The organism is Streptomyces sp. NPDC051104 (assembly GCF_040682835.1).
Lineage (GTDB): Bacteria > Actinomycetota > Actinomycetes > Streptomycetales > Streptomycetaceae > Streptomyces > Streptomyces cynarae.
Genome location: NZ_JBFBBS010000001.1, coordinates 335,074 through 357,441 on the forward strand (window position 1 = coordinate 335,074; position 22,368 = coordinate 357,441).

Genomic DNA, 22,368 nt, shown 5'->3' on the forward strand with positions numbered 1-22,368 from the left:
GGCCGGGGGCGTGCACGGCAGTGCCAGGTGTCGTCACTCCGGCATGACAGATGTCATGTCTGCGGCACGGCAGGGGGGGCGCCCGGTCGTCACCGGGCGCCCCCCCTGTGCGGTGCCCTCAGCTCGGGTTCGTGTTGATGACCGCGACCCGGTTGGTCTTGCTCAGCAGCGCCTGGCGCAGGGCGACGTAGACGTCCTGGGGTGTCACGGGCGTCTTCTGGCCGTTGGCCCGGGTGATGAGCACACCGTCGAACGCCTGGCCGTAGAGCGCCTTCAGGGCAGTCAGGTCGGGCTTGTCGACCAGCTTGCCGTTGACAGCCGTCACCCTCAGGAACTTCCACAGCGACTTCTGCGGACTCATCAGCACCGAGTGCGCCGCGTCCGTCCGCACCGTCACGGGAGCCGCCATCGCCGGCTCCGCGAACTCCTTCATCTCCCGGTCGACCTCGGCGTTCGTGACCGCCGGCTGCCGGCTCGTGGTGGCCACCCGCACGGGCGTGCCGGAGCCGGTCTCCACCTGAGTGCGGTACGCCTCCTCGACGGCCGCGACGGACGCGGGCACGTCGATTCCCTTGCCCGCCTTGCCGTACACGGCAACCGCCCGGCCGGACTCGAACTTGATCGTGCCCTCGACCATCGACCCGGATCCGCCCGCGACGCGCTGCAGGGCGGCCTGCAGCTTCTCCTCGTCGACGGGCATGACGGGCTGGACCACTCGGTGCTGCCCGAACAGCGAGCCGATCACCGACACCGGGTTGTAGTCGCTCGTCGCGGCGGCGGCGACGGTGGTCTTGCTGTCGAACTGGAGGCCCGCCTGGTCCGGCCTGAGGGGAACCGCCTTGCCGTCGACCGACAGCTGCAGGGGTTTGTCGGTTCGGCTGCCCAGCACGGCGTCGAGCTTCTCGACCGCCTCGTCCCGGGTGCCGCCGCCGATGTCGACGCCGAGCACAGTGGTGCCCTTGGGCACGTCGGAGTGGTTCATGAGCAGTCCGGCGCCGTAGGCGACACCGGCGACGAGGACCACGCCGCCGCCAAGGAGGACCAGCTTGCTGCGGCCCTTCTTCTTGGCCGGCTTCGCGGCGCCGGTGTTCTGCTGCTTGGGCGCGTCGGGCAGCCTCGGGGGCGTGTGCGGCGCCGGAGCCTCCGACGGGGAGCCCGGGCCGAACGGGCCGCTGCGGTCGCCCGACGGGACGACGGGGATGCCGCTGGTGACGGTGTGCCCGGAGACGTTGCTGCCGGGGCCGCCGAAGCCCTGGGGGCCCGGTTCGGGGGCGGGCTTCTGCGGGGTGAGGATCGCGGTGTCGTCACTGAGCCCGCCGCCGGGATGGCCCTGGCCCGCCGCGGCTCCGGGCACGCCGGGCGCGCTGGGCGCTCCGGGGCCTCCCGGGCCGAGCGGTCCGCCGTAGGTGCTCTGGATGCCGGGCGCCAGGAGGCCCGGGCCGCCGGGGCCCGTACCGGGAGCGGTCAGTCCGGGGCCGCCGGGGCCCGAGGCGACCGTGCTGTCTCCGGTGACCGGGCCGCTGGTCGGGCCGGAGGGGCCGCGCCGGCCCGGCTCCGAGAAGTACGGAAGGTCGTCGCGGCGGGGTTCGGCGCTCTCCTCGGCGCCGATCACCGGGAAGGAGGCCGTGCTGGCCGCCACCGCGTCGGACACGTCGAAGGAGCCGGTGCCGCCGCCGTGCCCCGGCGCGACGGGTCCGGCGCCGGTGGCACCCGGGAGCCCCGCGCCGTTCGTACCGCCCGGGCGTGCGCCGAAGGAGCCCGTGCCGCCCGCGCCCTCTCCGGGCCGTGCGCCCGGCGCACCGGAAGCGCCGGGACGCGCGCCACCCGCGCCGTTCGGCCCCGGACCACTTGGCCGCGTGCCGCCCGCGCCGGGACCGCTCGACGCACCGGGGCCACCGAAGGCCCCGTTGCTGCCCCGCGCACCCGTACCGCCACCAGCGCCCTCGCCCGGCGCCCCCACGCCCGACGCGCCGCTCGCGCCTTGTGTGCCCGAAGCCCCGGGCAGCCGCGCGCCGTTGGTCGACCCACTGCCCGGAGCGCCCTTGACCGCCGCGGGCTTGCGCGGCGCGAACCAGTCGCTCGTCGCCGTCTTCTCCTCGGACTGCGCGGCGGGCTCGGCGGGCGGGTCGAAGGTGCTGAGCGCGCTCACGGAGCTCGTCGCCCGTGTGTCGGAGCCCGCTTCGTCCGTCGCGCTGTCGGCGTCCGCGACGGGGGTGCGCACGACGACCGGCGGAATGGGCCGGGATCCGGGGATGTTGATCCGGATGCGGGTCGTCAGCGTGGTCTCGGTCTTGCGTTCGTCCGACGGCGAGGCCGAACGGCTCGTGTCGACACCGTCCTCGGCAGCCAGGGGGGTGCCGTACGGCGGCGTCCCCGACGGGTACGCGGCTGGGCCACGCCCGTTGGGCCCGGCGGACGAGCTGTCAGTTTCACGACTCAAGGCAGGTTCTCCCGGTTGGCTCCACCGCCTGTTTCGACCTCAACAGGTGGGGGTCCCCCCTGCTCGAGCGAAGCCGAGAGCGTGGGGGAGGCTCGGCGGCGCGCACCACCATACTGGCCGCCTGCGCCACGTAGACCGCGCCCGCGAGGGAAACCCGCACGGGACCCCCACGTCCGCACCGCGTTTTCCGGGGGACATCCCATGACTCGCAGCGACGAAGTGGTACGTCACTTGCCAAGTCGGGCGCCGGGGCGACCGGGTTGCCGCCCGTGGGCAAGGGTGGCGCACATCACAGCGACGGCCATTCCGCCGAGCAGGAACAGGTACGAGCCGATGCCCGCTCCGAACAGGAAGTCGCCCTCGGGGCGGCTGGCGGTGAGCAGCACGACGGCGACCATCCACCCGGCGGCGGGCGCGAGAGCCCCCGCGCGGGCCCCGGTGGCCTGGGCGCCGCCCAGGAAGAGTCCGGCCGCGCCCGCGAGCGCGAGAAACAGTCCGCCGGGGAACCATGCGGCCTGCACCAGACCGCCCGCCACGCCGACGCCCGCGCCGAGCACCAGCAGCCCGAGGTAGGCGGCCGTCCGGCCGGCCGAGGGCAGGCTCAGGGGCTGTGCGAGTGCGTTCGACTGTTTGCTCGACGCCGTCATGGGGCCACTCCTTGGAACAGATCCGTTTCACGGGCCTCGGTGTTCCCCCAGCCTCCGGCCGGGGGAACCCCCATCTCGCTTCGCTCGCCGCGTACCAACTGGTAGTACTCGGTGGTGAGGAGGGGCTGCGCGAGCGCGTTGGACAGCGCGAAGTACGGCTCGGCGACCTCGATCTGCGTGGCGTGGGCGCGCATCGCCGCGGCCTTCGCGGCGGCGAACGCCGCGCCGTCGATCTCGGTGGTGACCACGTGGTCGTCGACCATGCCGGGGACGTCGTCGATGCTCGCGGCCTTGGTGAAGGGCGTCTTGTCGAGGACCTCGCCGAGGCGGGCGAACGCGGCCCGGGCGACCGAGCGCGGCAGCCGGTTCCAGTAGATCTTGGTGATCCGCCAGGGCTCCCCGAGGTCCGGGCGGAAGCCGGGGTCGGCGGCCAGGTCGGCGGCGCGCATGGCGACGCGGTGGGCCTGGATGTGGTCGGGGTGGCCGTAGCCGCCGTCGGGGTCGTAGGTGACGAGGACCTGGGGGCGCACCTCCCGGACGACCGTCACGAGGTGGCCGGCCGCCTCGTCCAGGTCCGCGGACCAGAAGGAGCCCGGCCGGTGGTTCTGCTCGGCGCCCATCATCCCGGAGTCGCGGTAACGGCCCGGGCCGCCGAGGAAGCGGTGGTCGCCGACGCCGAGTTCGGCCATGGCGGCGGCCAGTTCACCGACGCGGTGCGGACCCAGCGCGTCGTCCCGGTCGGGCGCGAGGTGCGCGAGCTCCGGCGGGATGACCTCGCCCTCCTCGCCGAGGGTGCAGGTCACCAGCGTCACCCGGGCGCCCTCGGCCGCGTACTTGGCCATGGTCGCGCCGTTGTTGATCGACTCGTCGTCCGGGTGCGCGTGCACCAGGAGCAGACGCCGGTCGGGCAGATCCGTCATGGGACCACCCTACGAGTGCCTCGGCTCCCTGCCGTTGTCACCCCTGATGCTCGCCCTCGGCGCTCTCGTCCTTGTAACGCGGCAGGCCTTCGGTCGAGATGGTCCAGTCGGCGATGGTGACGTCCTCGCCGTAGACGAAGTCCTTGCGGGTGGCGTAGCGGGGGCCGTCCGGGGTGAGGTGGATGTCGGTGAGAACGGCACCGGTGCCGGTGCGGGGGTCGAACACCGCGTAGACCGGGATGCCCATCAGGGGGTAGTCGCGCATCTTGGTGACCCAGTCGTTGTCCGGGTTGGAGCGGGAGACGATTTCAACGGCGGCGATCAGGGTGCGGGGGTCGAAGGAACCGCCGCCCTCCATATCGGCCATGGCGATGACCATCACGTCAGGATGCCGCAGGATGGCTTCGGGCTCGTCTTCCACATCGGGCTCCCCCGTGTGGGCCACGAGCTCTTCCGGCATGACCTTCTCCAGGCGCTTCCGGAGATGCAGCGCGGTCAGCTCGTGCTGCTTCACGGGCGACATCATGTCGTGGACGAGTCCTTCCTTGGTGATCTCGAACTTGCCGGGGAGGGTGTCCTCCACGGACTGAACGAAGTCCCGCATGGCTCGATAGGCGTGGGAAGCACCCTGCCGCGCGTTGCCCTGTGCGATGGTCATGGCGCTCGCTCCTCGTCGTCTGTGCCCAGGGGCAAGGATCGTCGCTCTCATGCTAGGCGGCCTCCTGGGCGTCGCGGCGGCAGTCACGGCAGCGGCCGGGCTCGGGCGCGCGGAAGGCGCGGTCGCAGGCGTCGCAGGTCTGGAGCGGGTGCCGTACGGGCGGCGGAGCGGCCGGTTCGCGGAACGGGGGCGGGAGCGGCAGCTGCTCGGCGAGGCGGTGGGCCAGCAGGGCGGCGGGCCGATGGAGTCCCTCGGGTGGCAGGTCGGCGGTCAGCGCCCGTCGTACGGCGGCGGTGCTGACGTCGCGCTCCAGCCAGGCGGCGACGCCGGGGGCCAGGTGGGCCGTGTCACGGGCGGAGAGAAACAACCGCGAGTCGTGGCGGCGCAGGTCAGCGAGGAGGTCGGTGGCCGCCTGGAGGAGGGACGGGGCAGTGCAGGCGGGCTGCGGTACGGCGGGGAGGGGTTTGCGGGGGCGGGCAGGTGTGCGCCTGCCGGGTGCTGCTGCCGCGCGGGCGGCGGGGCGGTCGGGGCAGCTCGGTTTGTCGGCGTGACGTCGGGCCGCCGGCTGGTTGCAGGAGATGGTCCGGGTGACGATACGGCCGCCGGGGGTGCGTTCGCGCTCGCGACGTAGGTAGCCGTGCGTCTCCAGCTCGCGCAGCGCGGCGGCGATACGGGTGGCTCCCTCGGGGAAGCGGGCGGCGAGGCTCTTGATGTCGACGCGGGCGCCCTTCGGCAGTGACTGGATGTGGCAGCCCAGACCGATCGCGAGGAGGGAGAGGTCCGGGTGCTGGACCAGGTGATTGCCGATCACCGTGAAGCGGGTGGTATGGCGGATGTTGTCGTGGATCAGCCCGCCGCTGTGGTGGCCCCGGTTCGGGTGCTTGTTGCCCGCAGTGCGGGACTGGGCGCGCGCGGGCGCGCTAAAATTCTGGTTACCCATCGGGAAGTTGCCTCTTCCTCGGTGGTCAGGCCCTCGCACTGGGATTGCCCGTCCCGGCGGGGGCCGTCGCATGTCTGCGGTTGTGTCGCGCTGAGCGTAGGGCCGCGCGGGGCCGCGAAACGCAGCCGAATCAGGGATGTTCACCCTCCCGAGCGAGCGTGCGGCACGGGCGGGAGGGGTGGGGCTTGGTCGGGTCCTTTCCCCTGGTCCTTTGTTTTTCAGCCGCTGGTGTCACCGGAGCCCATGGGGACGGGTCACGGTGCCGGTGGGCGCTTACCGTGATGAGTGATCAGACAATCGCTTACGGTGACTGCCCGGCGGCAGGACGTACGAGGGAGGGGCGCGCGCTGATGACGGTCGACGCGGACGCGGGGCGGCTCAAGAGCGAGACGGATGAGCCCAGTTGGGAGGTGGATCCGGACGACGAGTGGGGTGTCGCGGTCATCGCGACCGTCGGGCGGCAGCTGAAGCTACGCCGGGAGGCGGTGGGGATGAAGGCCTGCGAGTTCGGCAGGGCCGTCGGCTACGGGGAGGACATGGTCTACAAGATCGAGAGCGGCAAGCGGATTCCCCGGCCCGAGTATCTGGACAAGGCCGACGGGGTGTTGAGCGCGGGTGGGCTGCTCTCTGCGATGAAGGAGGACGTGGAGAAAGTCCGGTACCCGAAGAAGGTGCGGGAACTGGCCGAGCTGGAAGCGAAGGCAGTAGAGATGGGCGTCTACGTCGGGCTCAGCATCCATGGCCTGTTGCAGACGCCGGAGCACGCACGGGCCTTGTTCGAGGTGTCCCAGTCGGCGTACTCGGAAGCCGAGTCGGAACGCCTGGTGGCCGCACGCATGGGCCGCAAGTCGATCTTCGACCGGGATCCGGCGCCGATGCTCAGTTTCGCCCAGGAAGAGGTGACGCTGCGCCGAAAGGTCGGAGGCGCAATGGTGTGGCGTCAGCAACTCGAACATCTGCTGGAAGTGGCTGGGTTACGCCATGTCGCGCTTCAGGTGATGCCGACGGACTCCGGTGCCCATCCCGGGTTGAGCGGCAAGGTCGAGGTGCTGAAGTTCGAGGACGGGACGGCGGTAGGCCGCTCCGACGGAGCGTTCAACGGTCGCCCGACTTCTGATCTCAAGCAGCTCCGCATCCTTGAGCTGCGATACAGCACCATCCGGACGCAGGCTCTTTCCCCACGGGAGTCGCTGGCCCTCATCGAGCAACTGCTGGGAGAAGCATGATCCGCGAGACCGCCGTCAGCGACACCTGCGAACTGACGTGGTTCAAGAGCAGCTACAGCGACGGTCCCGAAGGCGACTCCTGCGTCGAGATCGCCATAGCACCCCGCGCTGTCCACGTCCGTGACTCCAAGCACGTCCCGGGCCCCCGGCTCACGCTGCCCCCGGAGGCCTGGACCCGCTTCGTGGCGTACGCGTCCGAAGGCTGACGACCTCCCCGGCGCACTCGGGCGCGGTCCGGCCTCTGCCCGGACCCGCCCGGTGGGCAGCCATGGTGGCGGCTGGACGCCGTCGACGCCGAACCAGCGGCACCGCTCGGGTCAGAACTTGATGCTGCCGATCATCCCCGCGATGTTCGTGGTCAGCTCGCTGATCGTGGGTGCGACCGTGGAGGAGGCGAGGTAGAAGCCGAGGAGCATGCACACGATCGCGTGGCCCGCCTTCAGCCCGGACTTCTTGATCAGAAGGAAGACGACGATCGCCAGCAGCACCACCGCCGAAATCGAGAGTGCCACGGCGGCTCACCTCCAAAGATCCCAGGACGCGGGGGGTTCGGACTATGGGGGCAGACAAATCCACGCAGATAAATCCACGCAGCAGGCAGCACGTTCATACCCACTATGCGCTAGTGATCATAACTATCCGTACGTGCGCATCGATCGGCGCACGGCCGCACAAGGGGGCGCATGGCCAATATGGTCGGGGCATGACCACCGAGCCTGCTTCCTTCCCCCGACGGCACGCGCGGACCCAGCGGTTCACGCTCGGCGCGCCGCGTGCGTTCACCGTCGCGCCCGACGGTTCCCGTGTCGTGTTCCTGCGGTCCACCTCCGGCACGGACCGCGCGCACCAGTTGTGGGTCCTCGACCTGGCGGACGGCAAGGAGCGCGCCGCGGCCGACCCGGGCGTGCTCCTCGGGGGCGCCGCCGAGCAGTTGCCGCCCGAGGAGCGCGCCCGTCGGGAGCGCAGCCGCGAGGGCGGCGCCGGCATCGTCGGCTACGCCACCGACGCGGCCGTGGAGTTGGCGTCTTTCGCCTTGTCAGGGCGGCTTTTCACAGCGGAGCTGCGCGCGGGCACGGCCCGCCAACTGCCCGTGGCCGGGCCGGTGATCGACCCGCGCCCGGCCCCCGACGGACGGCACATCGCCTACGTGCGCGGGGGCGCGCTGCGCGTGGTCGGCGCGGAGGGCGACGGCGACCGGGCGATCGCGGAGCCGGAGTCGGAGTCGGTGTCGTACGGCCTGGCCGAGTTCATCGCGGCCGAGGAGATGGGCCGTTCGCGGGGTTTCTGGTGGTCGCCGGAGTCCGACCGGCTGCTCGTGTCGCGCGTGGACGACACGCCGGTGCGGCGGTGGTGGATCTCCGATCCGGCGCGTCCGGACCAGGAGCCGCAGCGGGTTCCGTACCCGGCTGCGGGCACCGACAACGCGGACGTACGGCTGTTCGTGGTGGGCCTCGACGGGGCGCGCACGGAAGTCGTCTGGGACCGGGCGCGCTACCCGTATCTGGCGCGAGTGCACTGGTCAGCGGCAGGGGCACCTTTGATTCTGGTGCAGGCGCGAGACCAGCGCAGCCAGCTGTACCTGGCGGTGGACCCGGACACCGGGGCGACCCGGATGGTGCACGCGGACGAAGATCCATATTGGCTGGAACTTTTCGCCGGTGTGCCGTGCTGGAGCCCCTCCGGGCAGTTGGTCCGGGTCGCCGACGAGGGCGGCGCGCGCGTGCTCGCCGTGGGGGAACGGCCGTTGACGGGACCGCAGTTGCACCTGCGGGCGGTGCTCGACGTCGCGGACGCGGATGTGCTGGTGGCCGCGTCGGCGGGCGAGGCCGCGACGGACCCGGAGATCGGCGAGGTCCATGTCTACCGCGTGAACGAACTCGGCGTGGAGCGCGTGTCGCAGGAGCCCGGTGTGCACTCGGCGGTGCGCGCGGGGGCCGTGACCGTGCTCGTCTCCTCGGTCCTCGACCGCCCCGGCGCCCAGGTGCAGGTGCTGCGCGACGGCAAGCGTCTGGCCACCGTGGCGTCGTATGCGGAACGCCCCGGTCTGTCCCCGCGCGTGCGACTGGCACTGGGGGGCGCACGCCGAATCCCATGCGCCGTGCTTATGCCTACGGACTACTCCGGTGACGCCTCCCTCCCCGTCCTCATGGACCCCTACGGCGGCCCGCACGGACAGCGCGTGGTGGCCGCGCACAATCCGCACCTGACCTCGCAGTGGTTCGCCGACCAGGGCTTCGCGGTGATCGTCGCCGACGGGCGCGGCACCCCGGGCCGCTCCCCCGCCTGGGAGAAGGCGGTCAGGGACGACCTCGCGGCGGTCGTGCTCCAGGACCAGGTGGACGCGCTGCACGCCCTGGCCGGCGACTTCCCCCTCGATCTGTCCCGGGTCGCGATCCGCGGCTGGTCCTTCGGCGGCTATCTGGCGGCGCTGGCGGTGCTGCGCCGCCCGGACGTGTTCCACGCGGCCGTCGTGGGCGCGCCGGTGACCGATCTACGGCTCTACGACACCCACTACCAGGAGCGCTACCTGGGGCACCCCGGCGAGCAGCCCGACGTCTACCGCCGCAACTCGCTCATCGACGACGCGGGCCTGGTGGACGCGGCGGATCCGGCCCGCCCGATGATGATCATCCATGGCCTGGCGGACGACAACGTCGTGGTGGCCCACTCACTGCGCCTGTCCTCGGCCCTCCTGGCCGCGGGCCGCCCGCACGAGGTGCTCCCGCTGTCGGGGGTCACGCACATGACCCCCCAGGAAACGGTCGCGGAGAACCTGCTGCTGCTCCAGCGGGACTTCCTCCGGCGCGCGCTGAACCTGGGCTGAGCCGCGCCGCACGGCAACGGGCCGGGGCGACATGGCGCGCCCCGGCCCGTTTACGGCACCCGCACGGCCGTACGCTGTTCACTCTCTTGCGTCCGTATATCGGAATCGCGTCAGCCAAGTTGCCTGCGTGTTAACGCACTTCGTGCGTGTTTGCGGAGTTATGCGGCTCCTCCGGTGGCTCCTCGGGCGGCACCACACGCATCTCCTCCGCGAAGTGGCACGCCGAATCGTGCGCGGCCGGTCCCGTCGTCCCCCGGAACTCCTCCGGCACCGCGAGTGGCGGCACCTCGAGCGCACACCGCTCCCTGGCCTTCCAGCAGCGCGTGCGGAACCGGCAGCCGGAGGGGATGTCCGTCGGGGACGGCACGTCCCCGCTGAGGATGATCCGTTCCCGGCGCTCCCGTGCCGCCGGGTCGGGCACGGGCACGGCGGACAGCAGGGCCTGGGTGTAGGGGTGCGTGGGATGCTCGTAGATCTCCTCGTCGGTGCCGATCTCCACGATCTTCCCGAGGTACATCACCCCGACCCGGTCGGAGATGTGCCGCACGATCGACAGGTCGTGCGCGATGAAGACGTAACTCAGCCCGAAATCGTCCTGGAGCCGCGCCATCAGGTTGATCACCTGGGCCTGCACCGACACGTCGAGCGCGGAGACCGGCTCGTCCGCCACGATGATCTCCGGGCGCAGCGCCAGCCCCCGGGCGATGCCGATGCGCTGGCGCTGACCGCCGGAGAACTGGTGCGGATAGCGGTTGATGTGCTCGGGGTTGAGTCCGACGACGTCCAGCAGCTCCCGCACCCGCCGCCGTCTGTCCCCCTTGGGCGCGACCTCGGGATGGATCTCGTACGGCTCCCCCACGATGTCGCCCACCGTCATACGGGGGTTGAGGGAGGTGTACGGGTCCTGGAACACCATCTGGATGTTGCGCCGCACCGCCTTCAGCGCGCGCCCTGACAGCCGGGTGATGTCCTCGCCCTTGTACCGGATCGAACCGGCCGTCGGCGGCTCCAGGTTGACCAGCAGCCTGGCGAGCGTCGACTTGCCGCACCCGGACTCCCCGACGATGCCGAGCGTTTCGCCCCGAGCGAGCGTGAAGTCCACGCCGTCGACCGCCCGCACCGCGCCGATCTGCTTCTTGAACAGGATCCCCCGGGTGAGCGGATAGTGCTTGACAAGCCCGCTGACCTCCAGGATCGTCTCAGGACCGGCCATGCAGGCACTCCCTCCAGAAGTGGCAGGCGCTGCCCCGCTGCTCGTTCACCTCGTAGAGCGGCGGCTCGTCGGTGCGGCACACGTCGCGGGCCAGGGGGCAGCGGGGATGGAAGGGGCAGCCCGGCGGGATGTGCGTGAGGCTCGGCGGCAGGCCCTCGATTGCGTAGAGTCGGCGGCCCTTGCGGTCGAGACGGGGGATGGAGTCGAGCAGGCCGCGGGTGTAGGGGTGAGCGGGGCTCTTGTAGATGTCGTGCACGGGGGCCGACTCGACGATCCGGCCCGCGTACATGACGGCGATCCGGTCGGCGACGTCCGCGACGACACCGAGGTCGTGGGTGATGAGGACGAGACCCATGCCGTACTCGCGCCGCAGCTCGGCCAGCAGGTCCATGACCTGGGCCTGCACGGTGACATCGAGGGCGGTGGTGGGTTCGTCGGCGATGATCAACGCGGGCTCCAGCGCCAGCGCCATGGCGATCATGATGCGCTGGCGCATACCGCCGGAGAACTGGTGCGGATAGTCCCGCACGCGCTGGCGGGCGGCCGGGATCCGTACCCGGTCCATCAGCTCGATCGCCCGGGCGCGTGCGTCCTTCTTCGACATCCCCCGGTGCACGACGAACATCTCCCCGAGCTGGTCGCCCACGGTGAGGACGGGGTTCAGCGCGGAGAGGGCGTCCTGGAAGATCATGGCCATTCCGGCGCCGCGGATCCTGCGCCGCTCCTCTTCCTTGAGGGTGAGCAGATCCCGCCCCTGGAAGAGGACGCGGCCGCCGGTGATCCGGCCGGGCGGCGTGTCGAGGATGCCCATGACGGCCTGCGCGGTGACGGACTTGCCGGAGCCGGACTCGCCGAGCACGGCCAGCGTCTCGCCGGCGTCCACGCTGTAGCCGACCCCGTTGACGGCCCGGGCGATGCCCTCCCGGGTCCGGAACTCCACGTGCAGGTCCTGCACTTCGAGCAGCACGGCCGTCACCTCAGCTTCGGGTCGAGGGCGTCGCGCACCGCGTCGCCGAGCATGATGAACGCCAGCACGGTGATCGCCAGAGCGCCGGATGGCCACAGCAGCGCGTGCGGGGCGTTGCGGATGTACGGGGAGGCGGCGGAGATGTCGATCCCCCAGGACACGCTCGGCGGCTTCAGCCCGACGCCGAGGTACGACAGGGTCGCCTCGAGGGCGATGTAGGTGCCGAGCGCGATGGTCGCGACGACGATCACCGGGGCGACCGCGTTGGGCGCGATGTGCCGCAGCAGGATGCGGGTGTCGGACGCGCCGAGGGCGCGGGCGGCCTGGACGTAGTCGTGCTGTTTGGCGGTGATGACCGCACCGCGGGCGATCCGGGAGATCTGCGGCCAGCCGAGCAGCACGATGAACCCGACGACCGGCCAGACCGTGTTGCCGATCACCACGGAGAGCAGGACGAGCCCGCCGAGGACGACCGGGATGGCGAAGAAGATGTCGGTGGCCCGGGACAGCATCGCGTCCCATCCACCGCCGAAGTACCCGGCGAGCCCGCCGAGGACCGAGCCGAGGACGGCGACGCCGAGCGTGGCGCAGACGCCCACCGTGACGGAGGTACGGGCGCCGTAGACGGTCCGGGTGTACACGTCGCAGCCCTGGCCGTCGAAGCCGAACGGGTGCCCGGACTGGGAGCCCTCCTGGGCCTTGGACAGCTCGCAGACGAGCGGGTTGCCGGAGGTGATCAGGGACGGCCAGAGGGAGATCAGGGCGAGGAAGAGGATCACCAGCGCGGAGACGAGGAAGACCGGGTTGCGGCGCAGGTCGCGCCAGGCGTCGGACCAGAGGCTGCGCGGCCGTCCGGCCGGGCCTTCCGGTCCCCTCTGCAGGGTGGTCGCCTCGCTGGCGGCGAGGTCCATGGCACCGCCCATGCCCGTCCCGGCGACGGCCCCCTTCCGCTCGTACCGTGGCTGCTCAGGCATAGCGGATCCTCGGGTCGAGTACGCCGTACAGGAGGTCGACGAGCAGGTTGGCGACCAGGAAGACCAGGACGAGCACGGTCACGAAGCCGACGACCGTCTGGGTGTTCTGCCGCAGGATCCCCTGGTAGAGCTGGTAGCCGACGCCGTGGACGTTGAAGATCCGCTCGGTGACGATCGCGCCTCCCATCAGGGCGCCGATGTCGGTGCCGATGAAGGTGACGACGGGGATGAGCGAGTTCCGCAGCAGGTGCCGGGTGATCACACGCCGGCGCGGCAGCCCCTTGGCGACTGCGGTGCGGACGTAGTCGGCGCGTCTGTTCTCGGCGAGGGAGGTCCGGGTGAGCCGGGTGACATAGGCGAGGGAGACGGAGGCGAGGACCAGGCCGGGCACGATCAGTTCCCCGACGGTGGCCGCCGGGGAGACCGACGGTCTGGTCCAGCCCCACTTCACACCGAGCAGCAGCTGGAGCAGCAGACCGGTGACGAAGGTCGGCACGGAGATCACGACGAGGGTGAGCAGCAGAACGGTGGTGTCGACGGGCCGCCCGCGGCGCAGCCCGGTGACCACGCCGAGCGCGATCCCGAGGACGACCTCGAAGACGATCGCGACGATCGTGAGCCGGATGGTGGGCGGGAAGGCGGTCGCCATCAGCTCGGTGACCTTCTGCCCGTTGAATGCGGTGCCGAAGTCGCCGGTGAAGACGTTGCCCATGTAGGTCGCGTATTGCTGCCAGAGGGGCTTGTCGAGGCCGAACTCCCGGCGCAGCTGGGCCGCGGTGGCGGGGTCGCACTGCCGTTCGCCGCACAGGCCGGCGACGGGGTCGCCCATCACGTTCACCATCAGGAAGATGAGCAGGGTGGCGCCGAAGAAGACCGGGATCATCTGCAGCAGGCGCCGGACGACGTACCGTCCCATGAGGCCTCCGGGGGTGGCGGGCGGGCGTGCGGTTCAGCGGACCTCGATCTGGTCGTAGAGGGGGACGCTGAACGGGTTGAGCGCCACGTTCGCGAGGCGCTGCGAGTAGCCGGCGCTGCCGTTCTGGTACCAGAGCGGGATGGCGGCCATGTTGTCCCGCACGACCCCCTCGGCCTGCTGGAACAGCCCGACCGCAGCTGCCTTGTCGCTCTCGGCGTTCGCCCGGTCGACGAGCTTGTCGAAGTCCTTGTTCGACCATTTGCCGTCGTTGGAGGAGGCGTTCGTGTAGTAGAGCGGCTGGAGGAAGTTCTGGAGGAGCGGGTAGTCCATCTGCCATCCGGCGCGGAACGGCCCGGACATCTTGTGCTGCGCGATCTGGTTGCGGAAGTCGGCGAAGGTGCCGACCGGGTTGCCGACGCAGGCACGGTCGTTGCCGAGGGCGTTGTTGATGGAGTGGCACACGGCGTCCACCCACTCCCGGTGCGAGCCGGAGTCGGCGTTGTAGCTGATCCTCAGCTGTCCGCCGGGCAGCCCGCCGCCCTCCTGGATGAGCTTCTTGGCCCGGACCGGGTCGTAGCGGCACGCGTCGCCGCACAGACCTGCCTTGAAACCGCCGTCGGCGCCCAGGACGGGTGAGGTCCAGTCACTGGCGGGGGTGCGGGTGTGGTGGAAGATCGTGTCGGTGATCTGGTCCCGGTTGATCGCCATGGACAGACCCGTGCGGACCTTCTCCGTCCCCGGTCTTTTCCAGCGCGGGTCGTAGTGGGGGAAGGCGAGGGTCTGGATGATGCCGGCCGGGGCGGTGATGTACCGGCCGCCGAGATCGGACTTCACGTTCCTGAGCTGCGAGGCGGGCACGTCGTCGCCGAGGTCGAGGTTGCCGGCCAGCAGGTCGGTGTAGGCGGTGTTGCTGTCGGTGTAGACCTTCAGGTCCACGCCGTTGTTGCGGGCCTTGTCCGGGCCGGGGTAGGCGTCCCACTTCCGCAGGGACATCATGAAGCCCCGGGTGTAGGAGCGGACCAGGTACGGGCCGTTGCCGACCGGCTTCTTCAGCCAGTCCGCGTGGTGGTCGAAGAACGCCCGGGGCAGCGGGGCGAAGGCCACATAGCCGAGGGTGTCCGGGAACGTGGAGAACTTCTGGCCCAGCCGGACGGTGAAGGTACGCGGGCCGGTCACCTTCAGCCCGGAGAGGGTGTCGGCGGTCTGGGTGCCGGAGGCCGGGTGCACCTTGTCGTAGCCCTCGATGTACCCGAAGAAGTACGCGTTCCTCTGGTTGTTCCTCAGGCTCGCGCCGTAGTTCCAGGCGTCGACGAAGGACCGGGCGGTGACCGGCTCCCCGTTGCTGAAGGTCCAGCCGTCCTTGACGGTGACGGTGAAGTTCCGCGAGTCGGACGTCCGGATGCTCTCGGCGAGCATGTCCTCGGCCGCGCCGGTCCTCGGGTCGTACCGCTTGAGCCCCCGGAAGACCATGTCGAGCACCTTGCCGCCCTGGACCTCGTTGGTGTTGGCCGGCTCGAGCGGGTTCTGCGGATCGCCCCAGGAGGAACTGAACACCCCGGGCACGGTGCCGCCGCCGTCCGCGCCCCCGCCACAGGCGGCCGCCATGAGGGCGGCCACCGCCGCCCACAGGGCGTGCCTGGCTCCACGCATGGGGTGCCTCCTCGAGGGTGTGCCCCTGCCCTCGGCGCCGGGACACTGTCCGTTATCGCCACTATCGACCCGAAGACCCCTCATCACACGCAACGCCACCCGACTGGCCGCACCCCCGTCCGGACGCGGGCCTCCCGTAACGAAGGACCCTGGGCGCCAGGCCTCCACCAGCGGCGCTTCACAGGTGTGGACCAATGGTTGCCAGCCCGCCGTCGGCGACCTCGTTTCCGCAGGCCACAGGGCATTTGACGCACCGTTGACGGGTGCGGAGCGCCGCTGATAGACACACTCATCACCCATCCGGCGTCAGCCGATCCGGCCGGATCAAGCCGTTCCCCGAACCGCCGTCCCCGTGCAGTGATGACGTGAGGTCAGCATCGATGAGCACGCAAGACCAGCACGGCAGAGGGCGCTCGCGCCCGGACCGTCCACGACACCGTTCAGCGCGGCTCGTCGCCGCCGCCCTCACGGTCTCCGCCGCTCTGGCCCTACCCCAGCAGGCCGAGGCGAAGGCGAGCGACACGGTCCTCACCGTGGCGGTCGCCCAGAGCGTGGACTCGCTGAGCCCGTTCCTCGCGACCCGCCTGGTCAGTACCAGCATCAACCGGCTGATGTACGAGTACCTGACCGACTACGACCCGGGGGACGCCCACCCGGTCCCGGGCCTCGCCACCCGGTGGAAGCCGTCCGCCGACAAGCTCACCTGGACGTACACGATCCGCTCCGACGCCACATGGTCGGACGGGCAGAAGGTCACCGCCGAGGACGCGGCGTGGACGTTCACCAAGATGATGACCGACGACAAGGCGGCCACCGCGAACGGCAGCTTCGTCGCGGGCTTCCGCAAGGTCACGGCTCCGGACCCCACCACGCTCGTCATAGAACTCAAGAAGCCCCAGGCCACGATGACCGCGCTCGACGTGCCGATCGTGCCCAAGCACGTCTGGGAGAAAGTCGGGGACTTCGGGACGTTCAACAACGACAAGAGCTTCCCCGTGGTCGGTGACGGGCCGTTCGTCCTGACCGGTTACAAGCCCGACAGCTATGTGCGGCTCAAGGCCAACAAGAACTTCTGGCGGGGCGCCCCGAAGTTCGACGAGCTGGTGTTCCGGTACTACAAGGACCAGGACGCCGCGGTGGCGGCCCTGCGCAAGGGAGAGGTGTCCTTCGTCGCGGGCTCGCCCTCCCTGACACCTGCTCAGGCCGCCTCCCTGCAGGGCGTGAAGGACATCAAGGTCAACGACGCCCCGGGCCGCCGCTTCTACGCCATCGCCACCAACCCCGGTGCCCGGGCGCGGAACGGGCAGAAGTTCGGCGACGGCGCCCCCTCCCTCCTGGACGAGCGGGTGCGGCACGCCCTGTTCATGGCCGTCGACCGCAGGACACTCGTCGACAAGGTCTTCCAGGGCCACGCCGTCGAGGGCCAGGGCTACATACCGCCCCGCTTCTCCACGTACTTCTGGAAGCCGACGGCGGCCCAGGAGCTGGCCTACGACCCCGCGAAGGCCGCCCAGCTCCTCGACCAGGCGGGCTACCGGAAGAACGCCGACGGCAAACGCGTGGGCAAGGACGGCAAGCCCCTCACCTACCGCATGCTGTGCCACGCCACCGACCCGAACGACAAGGCCGTCGGCCAGTACCTGAAGGAGTGGTGGGGCAAGCTCGGCATCGGCCTGACGCTCGACTGCCTCGACAACGTGACCGACCCCTGGCTCGCCGGCACGTACGACCTCGCCTTCGACGGCTGGTCCGTCAACCCCGATCCCGACTTCGTGCTGTCGATCCACACCTGCGCGGCGCTCCCGGCGACCCCGAAGGACACGGCCGCCACGGACAACTTCATCTGCGACAGGACGTTCGACGACCTCTATGCCCGGCAGCTCGCGGAGTACGACCCCGTCAAACGCGCCGGCCTCGTCAAGCAGGCCGAGTCGCGGCTGTACGACCTCGGGTACATGAACGTCATGGCGTACCCGAACGCGGTCGAGGCCTACCGGACGGACCAGATCGCGTCGATCACCACCATGCCTCGGAAGGCGGGCAACATCTACGGCCAGGACGGCTACTGGAGCTGGTGGTCGGCCGTACCGGCGAACTCCGGTGACTCCTCGGGCGGTTCCTCGTCCACCGGGGTCGTCATCGGCATCGTCGCGGGCGTCGTGGTCCTCGTCGGCGCCGGGGTGGTCCTCGGCCTGCGGCGCCGCGCCACCGCTGAGGACCGTGAGTAGTGGAACCGGCACGCGAACTGCGGGCACATGCCGGCACGCCGTACCTGCGGTACGCGGCGGGCAAGGCGGGCGGCGCCTCCGTCTCCTTGCTCGCCGTCCTCCTGACCAGTTTCTTCCTCTTCCGGCTTATCCCGGGCGACCCCGTGAAGTTCATGACGGGCGGCCGCCCCGTATCGTCCGCGCAACTGGCGGCCTACCGCAGGGAATTCGGTCTCGACCTGCCGTTGTGGCAGCAGTTCACGGACTACTGCGGCAAGGCGCTCACGGGCGACCTCGGCACGTCGTACCAGTTCCGGGCACCCGTCATCGACAAGATCACCGAAGCGCTGCCGAACACGCTGCTGCTCACCGGCACCGCGTTCGTCCTCTACACGGTCCTCGGCATCGTCCTCGGCACCCGCTCGGCGTGGCGCCACGGCCGGCTCGGCGACCGGCTCAACACCGGTGTGGCGCTGACCTTGTACTCGATCCCCTCCTTCTGGCTGGGCCTGCTGCTCATCATCGTGTTCGCGGTGGGCATGGGCCCGGTCCCGGGTGTGTTCCCGACCGGCGGCATGGAGTCCGGCGGCAAGGAGGGCTTCGCATACGCCGTCGACGTCGCCCACCATCTCGTCCTGCCGGTGATCACGCTGGTCGCGGTCGAGTACGGGCAGACGCTGCTGGTCACCCGCTCGGCGCTGCTCGACGAGATGGGCAGCGACTACCTGACCACCGCGCGCGCCAAGGGCCTGAGGGACGACCTGGTCCGGCGCCGGCACGCCGTACCGAACGCGCTGCTGCCGACCGTGACGCTGGTCTTCGTCAATCTCGGCCGGACGGTCGCGGGCGTCATCCTCGTCGAGACCGTGTTCTCCTGGCCCGGCCTCGGCGGGCTCTTCTACCAGGCGCTGAGCGTGCCCGACCTTCCCCTCGTCCAGGGGCTGTTCTTCGTCTTCGCCTCGGCGGTGATCCTCATGAACACGCTGGCCGACCTGATCTATCCGCTGCTCGACCCCCGGGTGGGCCGATGACGACCGACACGACTCCCCCGGGCGGACCGGCCCGTACCGACACGACTCCTCCGGTGGTGAAGGCGAGCCCGCGCACGCTCGCGTGGCAGCGCCGCCGCCGCTCCGCCGCCCGTTTCTGGGCGCACTACCGCACGCACCGCGCCGGGCTCGTGGGCCTGGCCGTCCTCGTCCTGTTCGCCGCGGTCGCGCTCACCGCGCCGCTGACCGTCGGTTCCGACGTGTCCAGTGTGACCGGTGCGCCGGGCCGGCCGCTTCAGCATCCCAGCGGTGAGTTCCCGCTGGGCACGGACCGGTTCGGGCGGAACCTGCTGGGCCTGGTGGTGTGGGGCTCGCGGATCTCGCTGCTGGTCGGGCTGCCCGCGGCGGTGCTGTCCGTGGCGATCGGCGCGCTGGTCGGGATCACCGCCGGGCACTTCCGGGGCGCGTACGCCACGGTGATGATGCGGATCACGGACTGGTTCCTGGTGATGCCGACGCTGGTCCTCGCCATCGCGCTCGCCACCGTGATGTCCCGTTCGCTCGGCACGGTGATCCTGGCGATCGGTGTGACGTCCTGGCCGACCACCGCCCGGCTGGTGCGGGCGCAGACGCTGGCGGTGGAGTCCCGGCCCTACATCGAGCGGGCGCGGGCGCTCGGCGGCGGCCACGCGCACATCATGCTCCGGCACGTACTGCCCAACGTCATGCCGCTGGTGCTGGCGCAGACGACCCTGATGATCTCCTCGTCCATCCTCGCCGAGGCGACGCTCGCCTTCCTCGGCATGGGCGACCCGACGGTCGTGTCGTGGGGCGGTCTGCTCCAGGACGCCCGCGAGGCGGGCGCGGTGAGCTCCGGCGACTGGTGGTACCTGGTGCCGCCGGGCATCGCGATCGCCGTCGTCGCCCTGGCCTTCACGCTGTGCGGCCGCGCGGTGGAGTCCGTCCTCAACCCCCGGCTGGGGGTGGAGCGTTGACGCTGCTGGAGGTAAGGGACCTGGAGGTGACCTACGCCGGCGGGGCCGCCGCCGTGCGCGGCGTCGACCTGGTGCTGGCGGCGGGGCAGAGGCTCGGCATCGCGGGCGAGTCGGGCTGCGGGAAGTCCACCCTGGCGCTGGCCCTGCTGCGGCTGCTGCCGCCCGGTACCCGGGTCGGCGGGCAGGTCCTGCTGGACGGCGAGGACATGCTGACGATGCGGTGGGGGCGGGTCAGGGCGGTCCGCTGGGCGGGGGCCTCGATCGTCTTCCAGGGAGCGATGCACTCCCTCAACCCGGTGCACCGGATCGGCGACCAGATCGCCGAGCCGATGCTGCTGCACCGCAAGGCGACCGCGGCCGAGGCGAAGCGCAGGACCGGCGAGCTGCTGGAGCACGTGGGCCTCCCGGCCGCACGGGCGACGGCGTTCCCCCACGAACTGTCCGGCGGCCAGCGCCAGCGCGTGATGATCGCCATGGCACTGGCCTGCGACCCACGGCTGGTCATCGCCGACGAGCCGACGACGGCCCTGGACGTGATGATCCAGGCGCAGATCCTGCGGCTGATCGGCCGGCTCGTCGCCGAACAGGACCTCGGCCTGGTCATGATCAGCCACGATCTGGCCGTCCTCGCCGAGACCTGCGACCGGCTGGCGGTGATGTACGCGGGCCGGGTGGTCGAGGAGGGCCCGGCCCGGCAGCTCTACGACGACGCCCGGCATCCGTACGCAGGCGCCCTGTCCGCGGCGTTCCCCCGCATCGGCGACCCGGCCTCCCGCTATGCCCCACGCGGCCTGGCGGGCGATCCGCCCGACCCGTCCGCCCTGCCGTCCGGCTGCGCCTTCCACCCGCGCTGCCCGGTGGTCCTGGACGGCTGCGCCACCCAGGACCAGGAGCTGCGGGACGCAGGCCCGGGCCGACGGGCGGCCTGTGTGCATGTGTCGCCACACCCGGCCCCCGGTCCGACGGAGGCGACGGATGCGGCGGAGGACGCGAGGAGCAGCCCATGACGACATCACCGACGACATCGGCGACGACATCGCCGACTGCATCACCGCTGCTGAGCGCGGAGGGACTGCGCGTGACCTTCCCCGGGCGCCACGGCGGTGTGCCGTCCCGGGCGGTGGACGGTGTGGACCTCGACATCCGCCCCGGGGAGATCGTGGCGCTGGTCGGCGAGTCGGGCTGCGGCAAGACGACACTGGCCCGGGCACTGCTCGGCCTGGTACCGCCGACGTCGGGAAGCGTCCGCTTCGACGGACGGCCGCTCGGCTACTCCGCCCGGGCCCTGAAGGCCTACCGCAGACGCGTCCAGCTGGTGCTCCAGGACCCGAGCGGATCGCTCAACCCCCGGCACACGGTGTACGAGTCGGTGGCGGAGGGGTTGCGGATCCACGGGTACGGCGGAGACGAGCAGACGGCGGTGGCGGGGGCCCTCTCCCGGGCGGGGCTCCGCCCACCGGAGCGCTTCTTCCTGCGCCATCCGCACGAGCTGTCGGGAGGCCAGCGCCAGCGCGTGGTGATCGCGGGCGCGCTCGTCCTGGACCCGGAACTGATCGTCGCCGACGAGCCGGTGGCCTCCCTCGACGCCTCGGTGCGCGGCGAGATCCTGGCCCTGCTGCTGCGCCTGCGCACCGAACTGGGCCTGTCCGCACTGGTGGTGACGCACGATCTGGGCCTGGCGTGGAACATCGCGGACCGGGTGGCGGTGATGTACCTGGGCCGCATCGTGGAGACGGGCGACGTCGAACAGGTCCTGACCGCCCCACGGCACCCCTACACCCAGGCGCTGCTCTCGGTCCTCCCGGAAGCCCCGGGTGCCCCTGTCGTCCTGTCCGGCGAGCCCCCGGACCCGTCCCGCATCCCCACGGGCTGCCGCTTCCACCCCCGCTGCCAGATCCTGGCCGGCGGGAAGGCGGAACGGGCGGGCGTCGCGGACGCGTGCCGGACCCGGGAACCGCAGGTGCTGGGCGGAGGTGACGTCGGGCAGGTGGCGTGCCATTGGGCGCGGGCCCGGGTGGATACGAGCGGCGAGGCCCGCCCCGGCCTCACGGATTGAGGTCGAGCACGCGGACCGGGCGCCCTTTCCAGCTCTCTGGAACAACGGTGGCGACCACGGCTCCGTCAGGTCGGTCTGGCGTCGGCTGGGCCGCGTGCTCGATCTGTGCCGGTGCCCAGGTGGTGTCACGGGCGACGACCAAGGCCGAGGGAAGGTCCAGATCGAGGACAGCGATGCTGGGAAGAGCCGCGATGTGCTCAGCCGTACCAGGCCGCGCCCGGTCGGCTTCGACCAGCGCGCATGTCGGCGCATACAAGAACCATCCCGGCACCGCGTGCGCGCGGTGGATCAGGCGGGAGGCCAGGATGTTTCCCGATCCGGCGGCGACCATCGCCGTGGTGTCGAGGATGACGTGCAGGGAGTCGGTCACGGAGCAGCCGCCTCGGCCAGCCGGCGATCGAGCTCTGCGTCCAGGTCCGCCTCTTCGTCCTTGCTGGGGTCGTATCCGTTCCATTCCCGCAGCACAGCACGGGCCTCCTCGGCGCGCCGCGCGCGCTCCGCGGGCGTGAGAAGCGTCTCGGCCAGCCGGGCAAGGTAAGCACGCAACGACAGCCCCTCTTCAGCCGCTATCTCGGCGAGCCGGTCGCGGGCCTCTGCGGGGATACGGACGTTGGCGTCGGACATGGGGACTCCCTCCACTCACTTACCGGCCCAGGATACGGGTACGCACCCGTACCCGTACGCCGTTCTGGTCGATTGCCCACCACCGGCAGCTTGTGACAGGAGCGGAAAAGCCGGTTCCCGGC

Annotated in this window: 21 protein-coding genes; 8 read left to right on the forward strand and 13 right to left on the reverse strand. The window is 71.1% G+C overall.

Annotation, left to right across the window (positions count from 1 at the left end):
* Window positions 1-118 precede the first annotated feature (118 nt).
* The 5 genes from AB0N14_RS01710 to AB0N14_RS01730 form a co-directional block, all read right to left on the reverse strand.
* A complete protein-coding gene (locus tag AB0N14_RS01710; RefSeq protein ID WP_366023743.1) occupies window positions 119-2,440 on the reverse strand; it encodes a hypothetical protein in 2,322 nt (773 codons plus the stop codon).
* 227 nt (window positions 2,441-2,667) lie between these two features.
* Window positions 2,668-3,087, reverse strand: coding sequence for a DUF6113 family protein (locus AB0N14_RS01715; RefSeq protein ID WP_366023744.1), 420 nt, complete (start codon window positions 3,085-3,087; stop codon window positions 2,668-2,670).
* The gene (gene mshB / locus AB0N14_RS01720) at window positions 3,084-4,007 is read right to left on the reverse strand and encodes an N-acetyl-1-D-myo-inositol-2-amino-2-deoxy-alpha-D-glucopyranoside deacetylase (protein ID WP_366023745.1); all 924 of its coding nucleotides are present in this window, start codon (window positions 4,005-4,007) and stop codon (window positions 3,084-3,086) included. The genes AB0N14_RS01715 and mshB overlap by 4 nt, the downstream gene beginning before the upstream one ends.
* A gap of 37 nt (window positions 4,008-4,044) precedes the next feature.
* Window positions 4,045-4,665 carry a Uma2 family endonuclease gene (locus AB0N14_RS01725; protein WP_366023746.1) on the reverse strand — a complete coding sequence of 207 codons (621 nt, stop codon included), beginning with the start codon at window positions 4,663-4,665 and terminating at the stop codon, window positions 4,045-4,047.
* 52 nt (window positions 4,666-4,717) lie between these two features.
* The gene (locus tag AB0N14_RS01730; RefSeq protein WP_366023747.1) at window positions 4,718-5,605 is read right to left on the reverse strand and encodes a helix-turn-helix domain-containing protein; all 888 of its coding nucleotides are present in this window, start codon (window positions 5,603-5,605) and stop codon (window positions 4,718-4,720) included.
* Between the two features lie 350 nt (window positions 5,606-5,955).
* Between AB0N14_RS01730 and AB0N14_RS01735 the strand changes: the two genes are divergently transcribed.
* Both AB0N14_RS01735 and AB0N14_RS01740 read left to right on the forward strand, forming a co-directional pair.
* On the forward strand, window positions 5,956-6,831 hold the full coding sequence (locus tag AB0N14_RS01735; RefSeq protein ID WP_366023748.1) for a helix-turn-helix transcriptional regulator: 876 nt from the start codon (window positions 5,956-5,958) through the stop codon (window positions 6,829-6,831).
* Window positions 6,828-7,037: a DUF397 domain-containing protein gene (locus AB0N14_RS01740; protein WP_366023749.1), complete on the forward strand. Its 210-nt coding sequence runs from the start codon at window positions 6,828-6,830 to the stop codon at window positions 7,035-7,037. Before AB0N14_RS01735 ends, AB0N14_RS01740 begins: the two co-directional genes overlap by 4 nt.
* A gap of 111 nt (window positions 7,038-7,148) precedes the next feature.
* Here AB0N14_RS01740 and AB0N14_RS01745 read toward each other — a convergent pair whose 3' ends face one another.
* Window positions 7,149-7,343, reverse strand: a complete 195-nt coding sequence (locus AB0N14_RS01745) for a hypothetical protein (RefSeq protein WP_059128380.1) — start codon at window positions 7,341-7,343, stop codon at window positions 7,149-7,151.
* Between the two features lie 191 nt (window positions 7,344-7,534).
* Here AB0N14_RS01745 and AB0N14_RS01750 point away from each other — a divergent pair, with 191 nt between their 5' ends.
* Window positions 7,535-9,655 carry a prolyl oligopeptidase family serine peptidase gene (locus AB0N14_RS01750; RefSeq protein WP_366023750.1) on the forward strand — a complete coding sequence of 707 codons (2,121 nt, stop codon included), beginning with the start codon at window positions 7,535-7,537 and terminating at the stop codon, window positions 9,653-9,655.
* Window positions 9,656-9,785: 130 nt separating this feature from the next.
* Here AB0N14_RS01750 and AB0N14_RS01755 read toward each other — a convergent pair whose 3' ends face one another.
* From AB0N14_RS01755 to AB0N14_RS01775, 5 genes are read right to left on the reverse strand one after another with little or no spacing between them, the layout of a single operon-like run.
* Window positions 9,786-10,868 carry a dipeptide ABC transporter ATP-binding protein gene (locus tag AB0N14_RS01755; protein WP_366023751.1) on the reverse strand — a complete coding sequence of 361 codons (1,083 nt, stop codon included), beginning with the start codon at window positions 10,866-10,868 and terminating at the stop codon, window positions 9,786-9,788.
* Complete coding sequence (locus tag AB0N14_RS01760; RefSeq protein WP_366023752.1) at window positions 10,855-11,835, reverse strand: ABC transporter ATP-binding protein; 981 nt, start codon at window positions 11,833-11,835, stop codon at window positions 10,855-10,857. Before AB0N14_RS01760 ends, AB0N14_RS01755 begins: the two co-directional genes overlap by 14 nt.
* Window positions 11,836-11,840: 5 nt before the next feature.
* A complete protein-coding gene (locus AB0N14_RS01765; protein WP_366023753.1) occupies window positions 11,841-12,809 on the reverse strand; it encodes an ABC transporter permease in 969 nt (322 codons plus the stop codon).
* Window positions 12,802-13,725 carry an ABC transporter permease gene (locus AB0N14_RS01770; RefSeq protein WP_366023754.1) on the reverse strand — a complete coding sequence of 308 codons (924 nt, stop codon included), beginning with the start codon at window positions 13,723-13,725 and terminating at the stop codon, window positions 12,802-12,804. Before AB0N14_RS01770 ends, AB0N14_RS01765 begins: the two co-directional genes overlap by 8 nt.
* A 33-nt stretch (window positions 13,726-13,758) precedes the next feature.
* Window positions 13,759-15,375 (reverse strand): ABC transporter substrate-binding protein, encoded by a 1,617-nt coding sequence (locus AB0N14_RS01775; RefSeq protein ID WP_366023755.1) that lies wholly within the window; start codon window positions 15,373-15,375, stop codon window positions 13,759-13,761.
* Window positions 15,376-15,755: 380 nt separating this feature from the next.
* Between AB0N14_RS01775 and AB0N14_RS01780 the strand changes: the two genes are divergently transcribed.
* Genes AB0N14_RS01780 through AB0N14_RS01800 form a run of 5 tightly spaced genes read left to right on the forward strand, consistent with a single transcriptional unit; the run spans window position 15,756 to window position 21,622 of the window.
* The gene (locus tag AB0N14_RS01780; protein ID WP_366023756.1) at window positions 15,756-17,603 is read left to right on the forward strand and encodes an ABC transporter substrate-binding protein; all 1,848 of its coding nucleotides are present in this window, start codon (window positions 15,756-15,758) and stop codon (window positions 17,601-17,603) included.
* The gene (locus tag AB0N14_RS01785) at window positions 17,603-18,613 is read left to right on the forward strand and encodes an ABC transporter permease (protein WP_366023757.1); all 1,011 of its coding nucleotides are present in this window, start codon (window positions 17,603-17,605) and stop codon (window positions 18,611-18,613) included. Before AB0N14_RS01780 ends, AB0N14_RS01785 begins: the two co-directional genes overlap by 1 nt.
* Window positions 18,610-19,566, forward strand: coding sequence for an ABC transporter permease (locus AB0N14_RS01790; protein WP_366023758.1), 957 nt, complete (start codon window positions 18,610-18,612; stop codon window positions 19,564-19,566). The genes AB0N14_RS01785 and AB0N14_RS01790 overlap by 4 nt, the downstream gene beginning before the upstream one ends.
* Entirely contained in the window at window positions 19,563-20,573 is a 1,011-nt protein-coding gene (locus tag AB0N14_RS01795; protein WP_366023759.1) for an ABC transporter ATP-binding protein, read from the forward strand. The genes AB0N14_RS01790 and AB0N14_RS01795 overlap by 4 nt, the downstream gene beginning before the upstream one ends.
* Window positions 20,570-21,622, forward strand: coding sequence for an ABC transporter ATP-binding protein (locus AB0N14_RS01800; protein ID WP_366023760.1), 1,053 nt, complete (start codon window positions 20,570-20,572; stop codon window positions 21,620-21,622). The genes AB0N14_RS01795 and AB0N14_RS01800 overlap by 4 nt, the downstream gene beginning before the upstream one ends.
* Here the strand turns inward: AB0N14_RS01800 and AB0N14_RS01805 are convergent.
* Window positions 21,612-21,992, reverse strand: a complete 381-nt coding sequence (locus AB0N14_RS01805) for a hypothetical protein (RefSeq protein WP_366023761.1) — start codon at window positions 21,990-21,992, stop codon at window positions 21,612-21,614. The genes AB0N14_RS01800 and AB0N14_RS01805 overlap by 11 nt on opposite strands.
* A complete protein-coding gene (locus AB0N14_RS01810; RefSeq protein ID WP_366023762.1) occupies window positions 21,989-22,246 on the reverse strand; it encodes a hypothetical protein in 258 nt (85 codons plus the stop codon). Before AB0N14_RS01810 ends, AB0N14_RS01805 begins: the two co-directional genes overlap by 4 nt.
* Window positions 22,247-22,368: the final 122 nt, after the last annotated feature.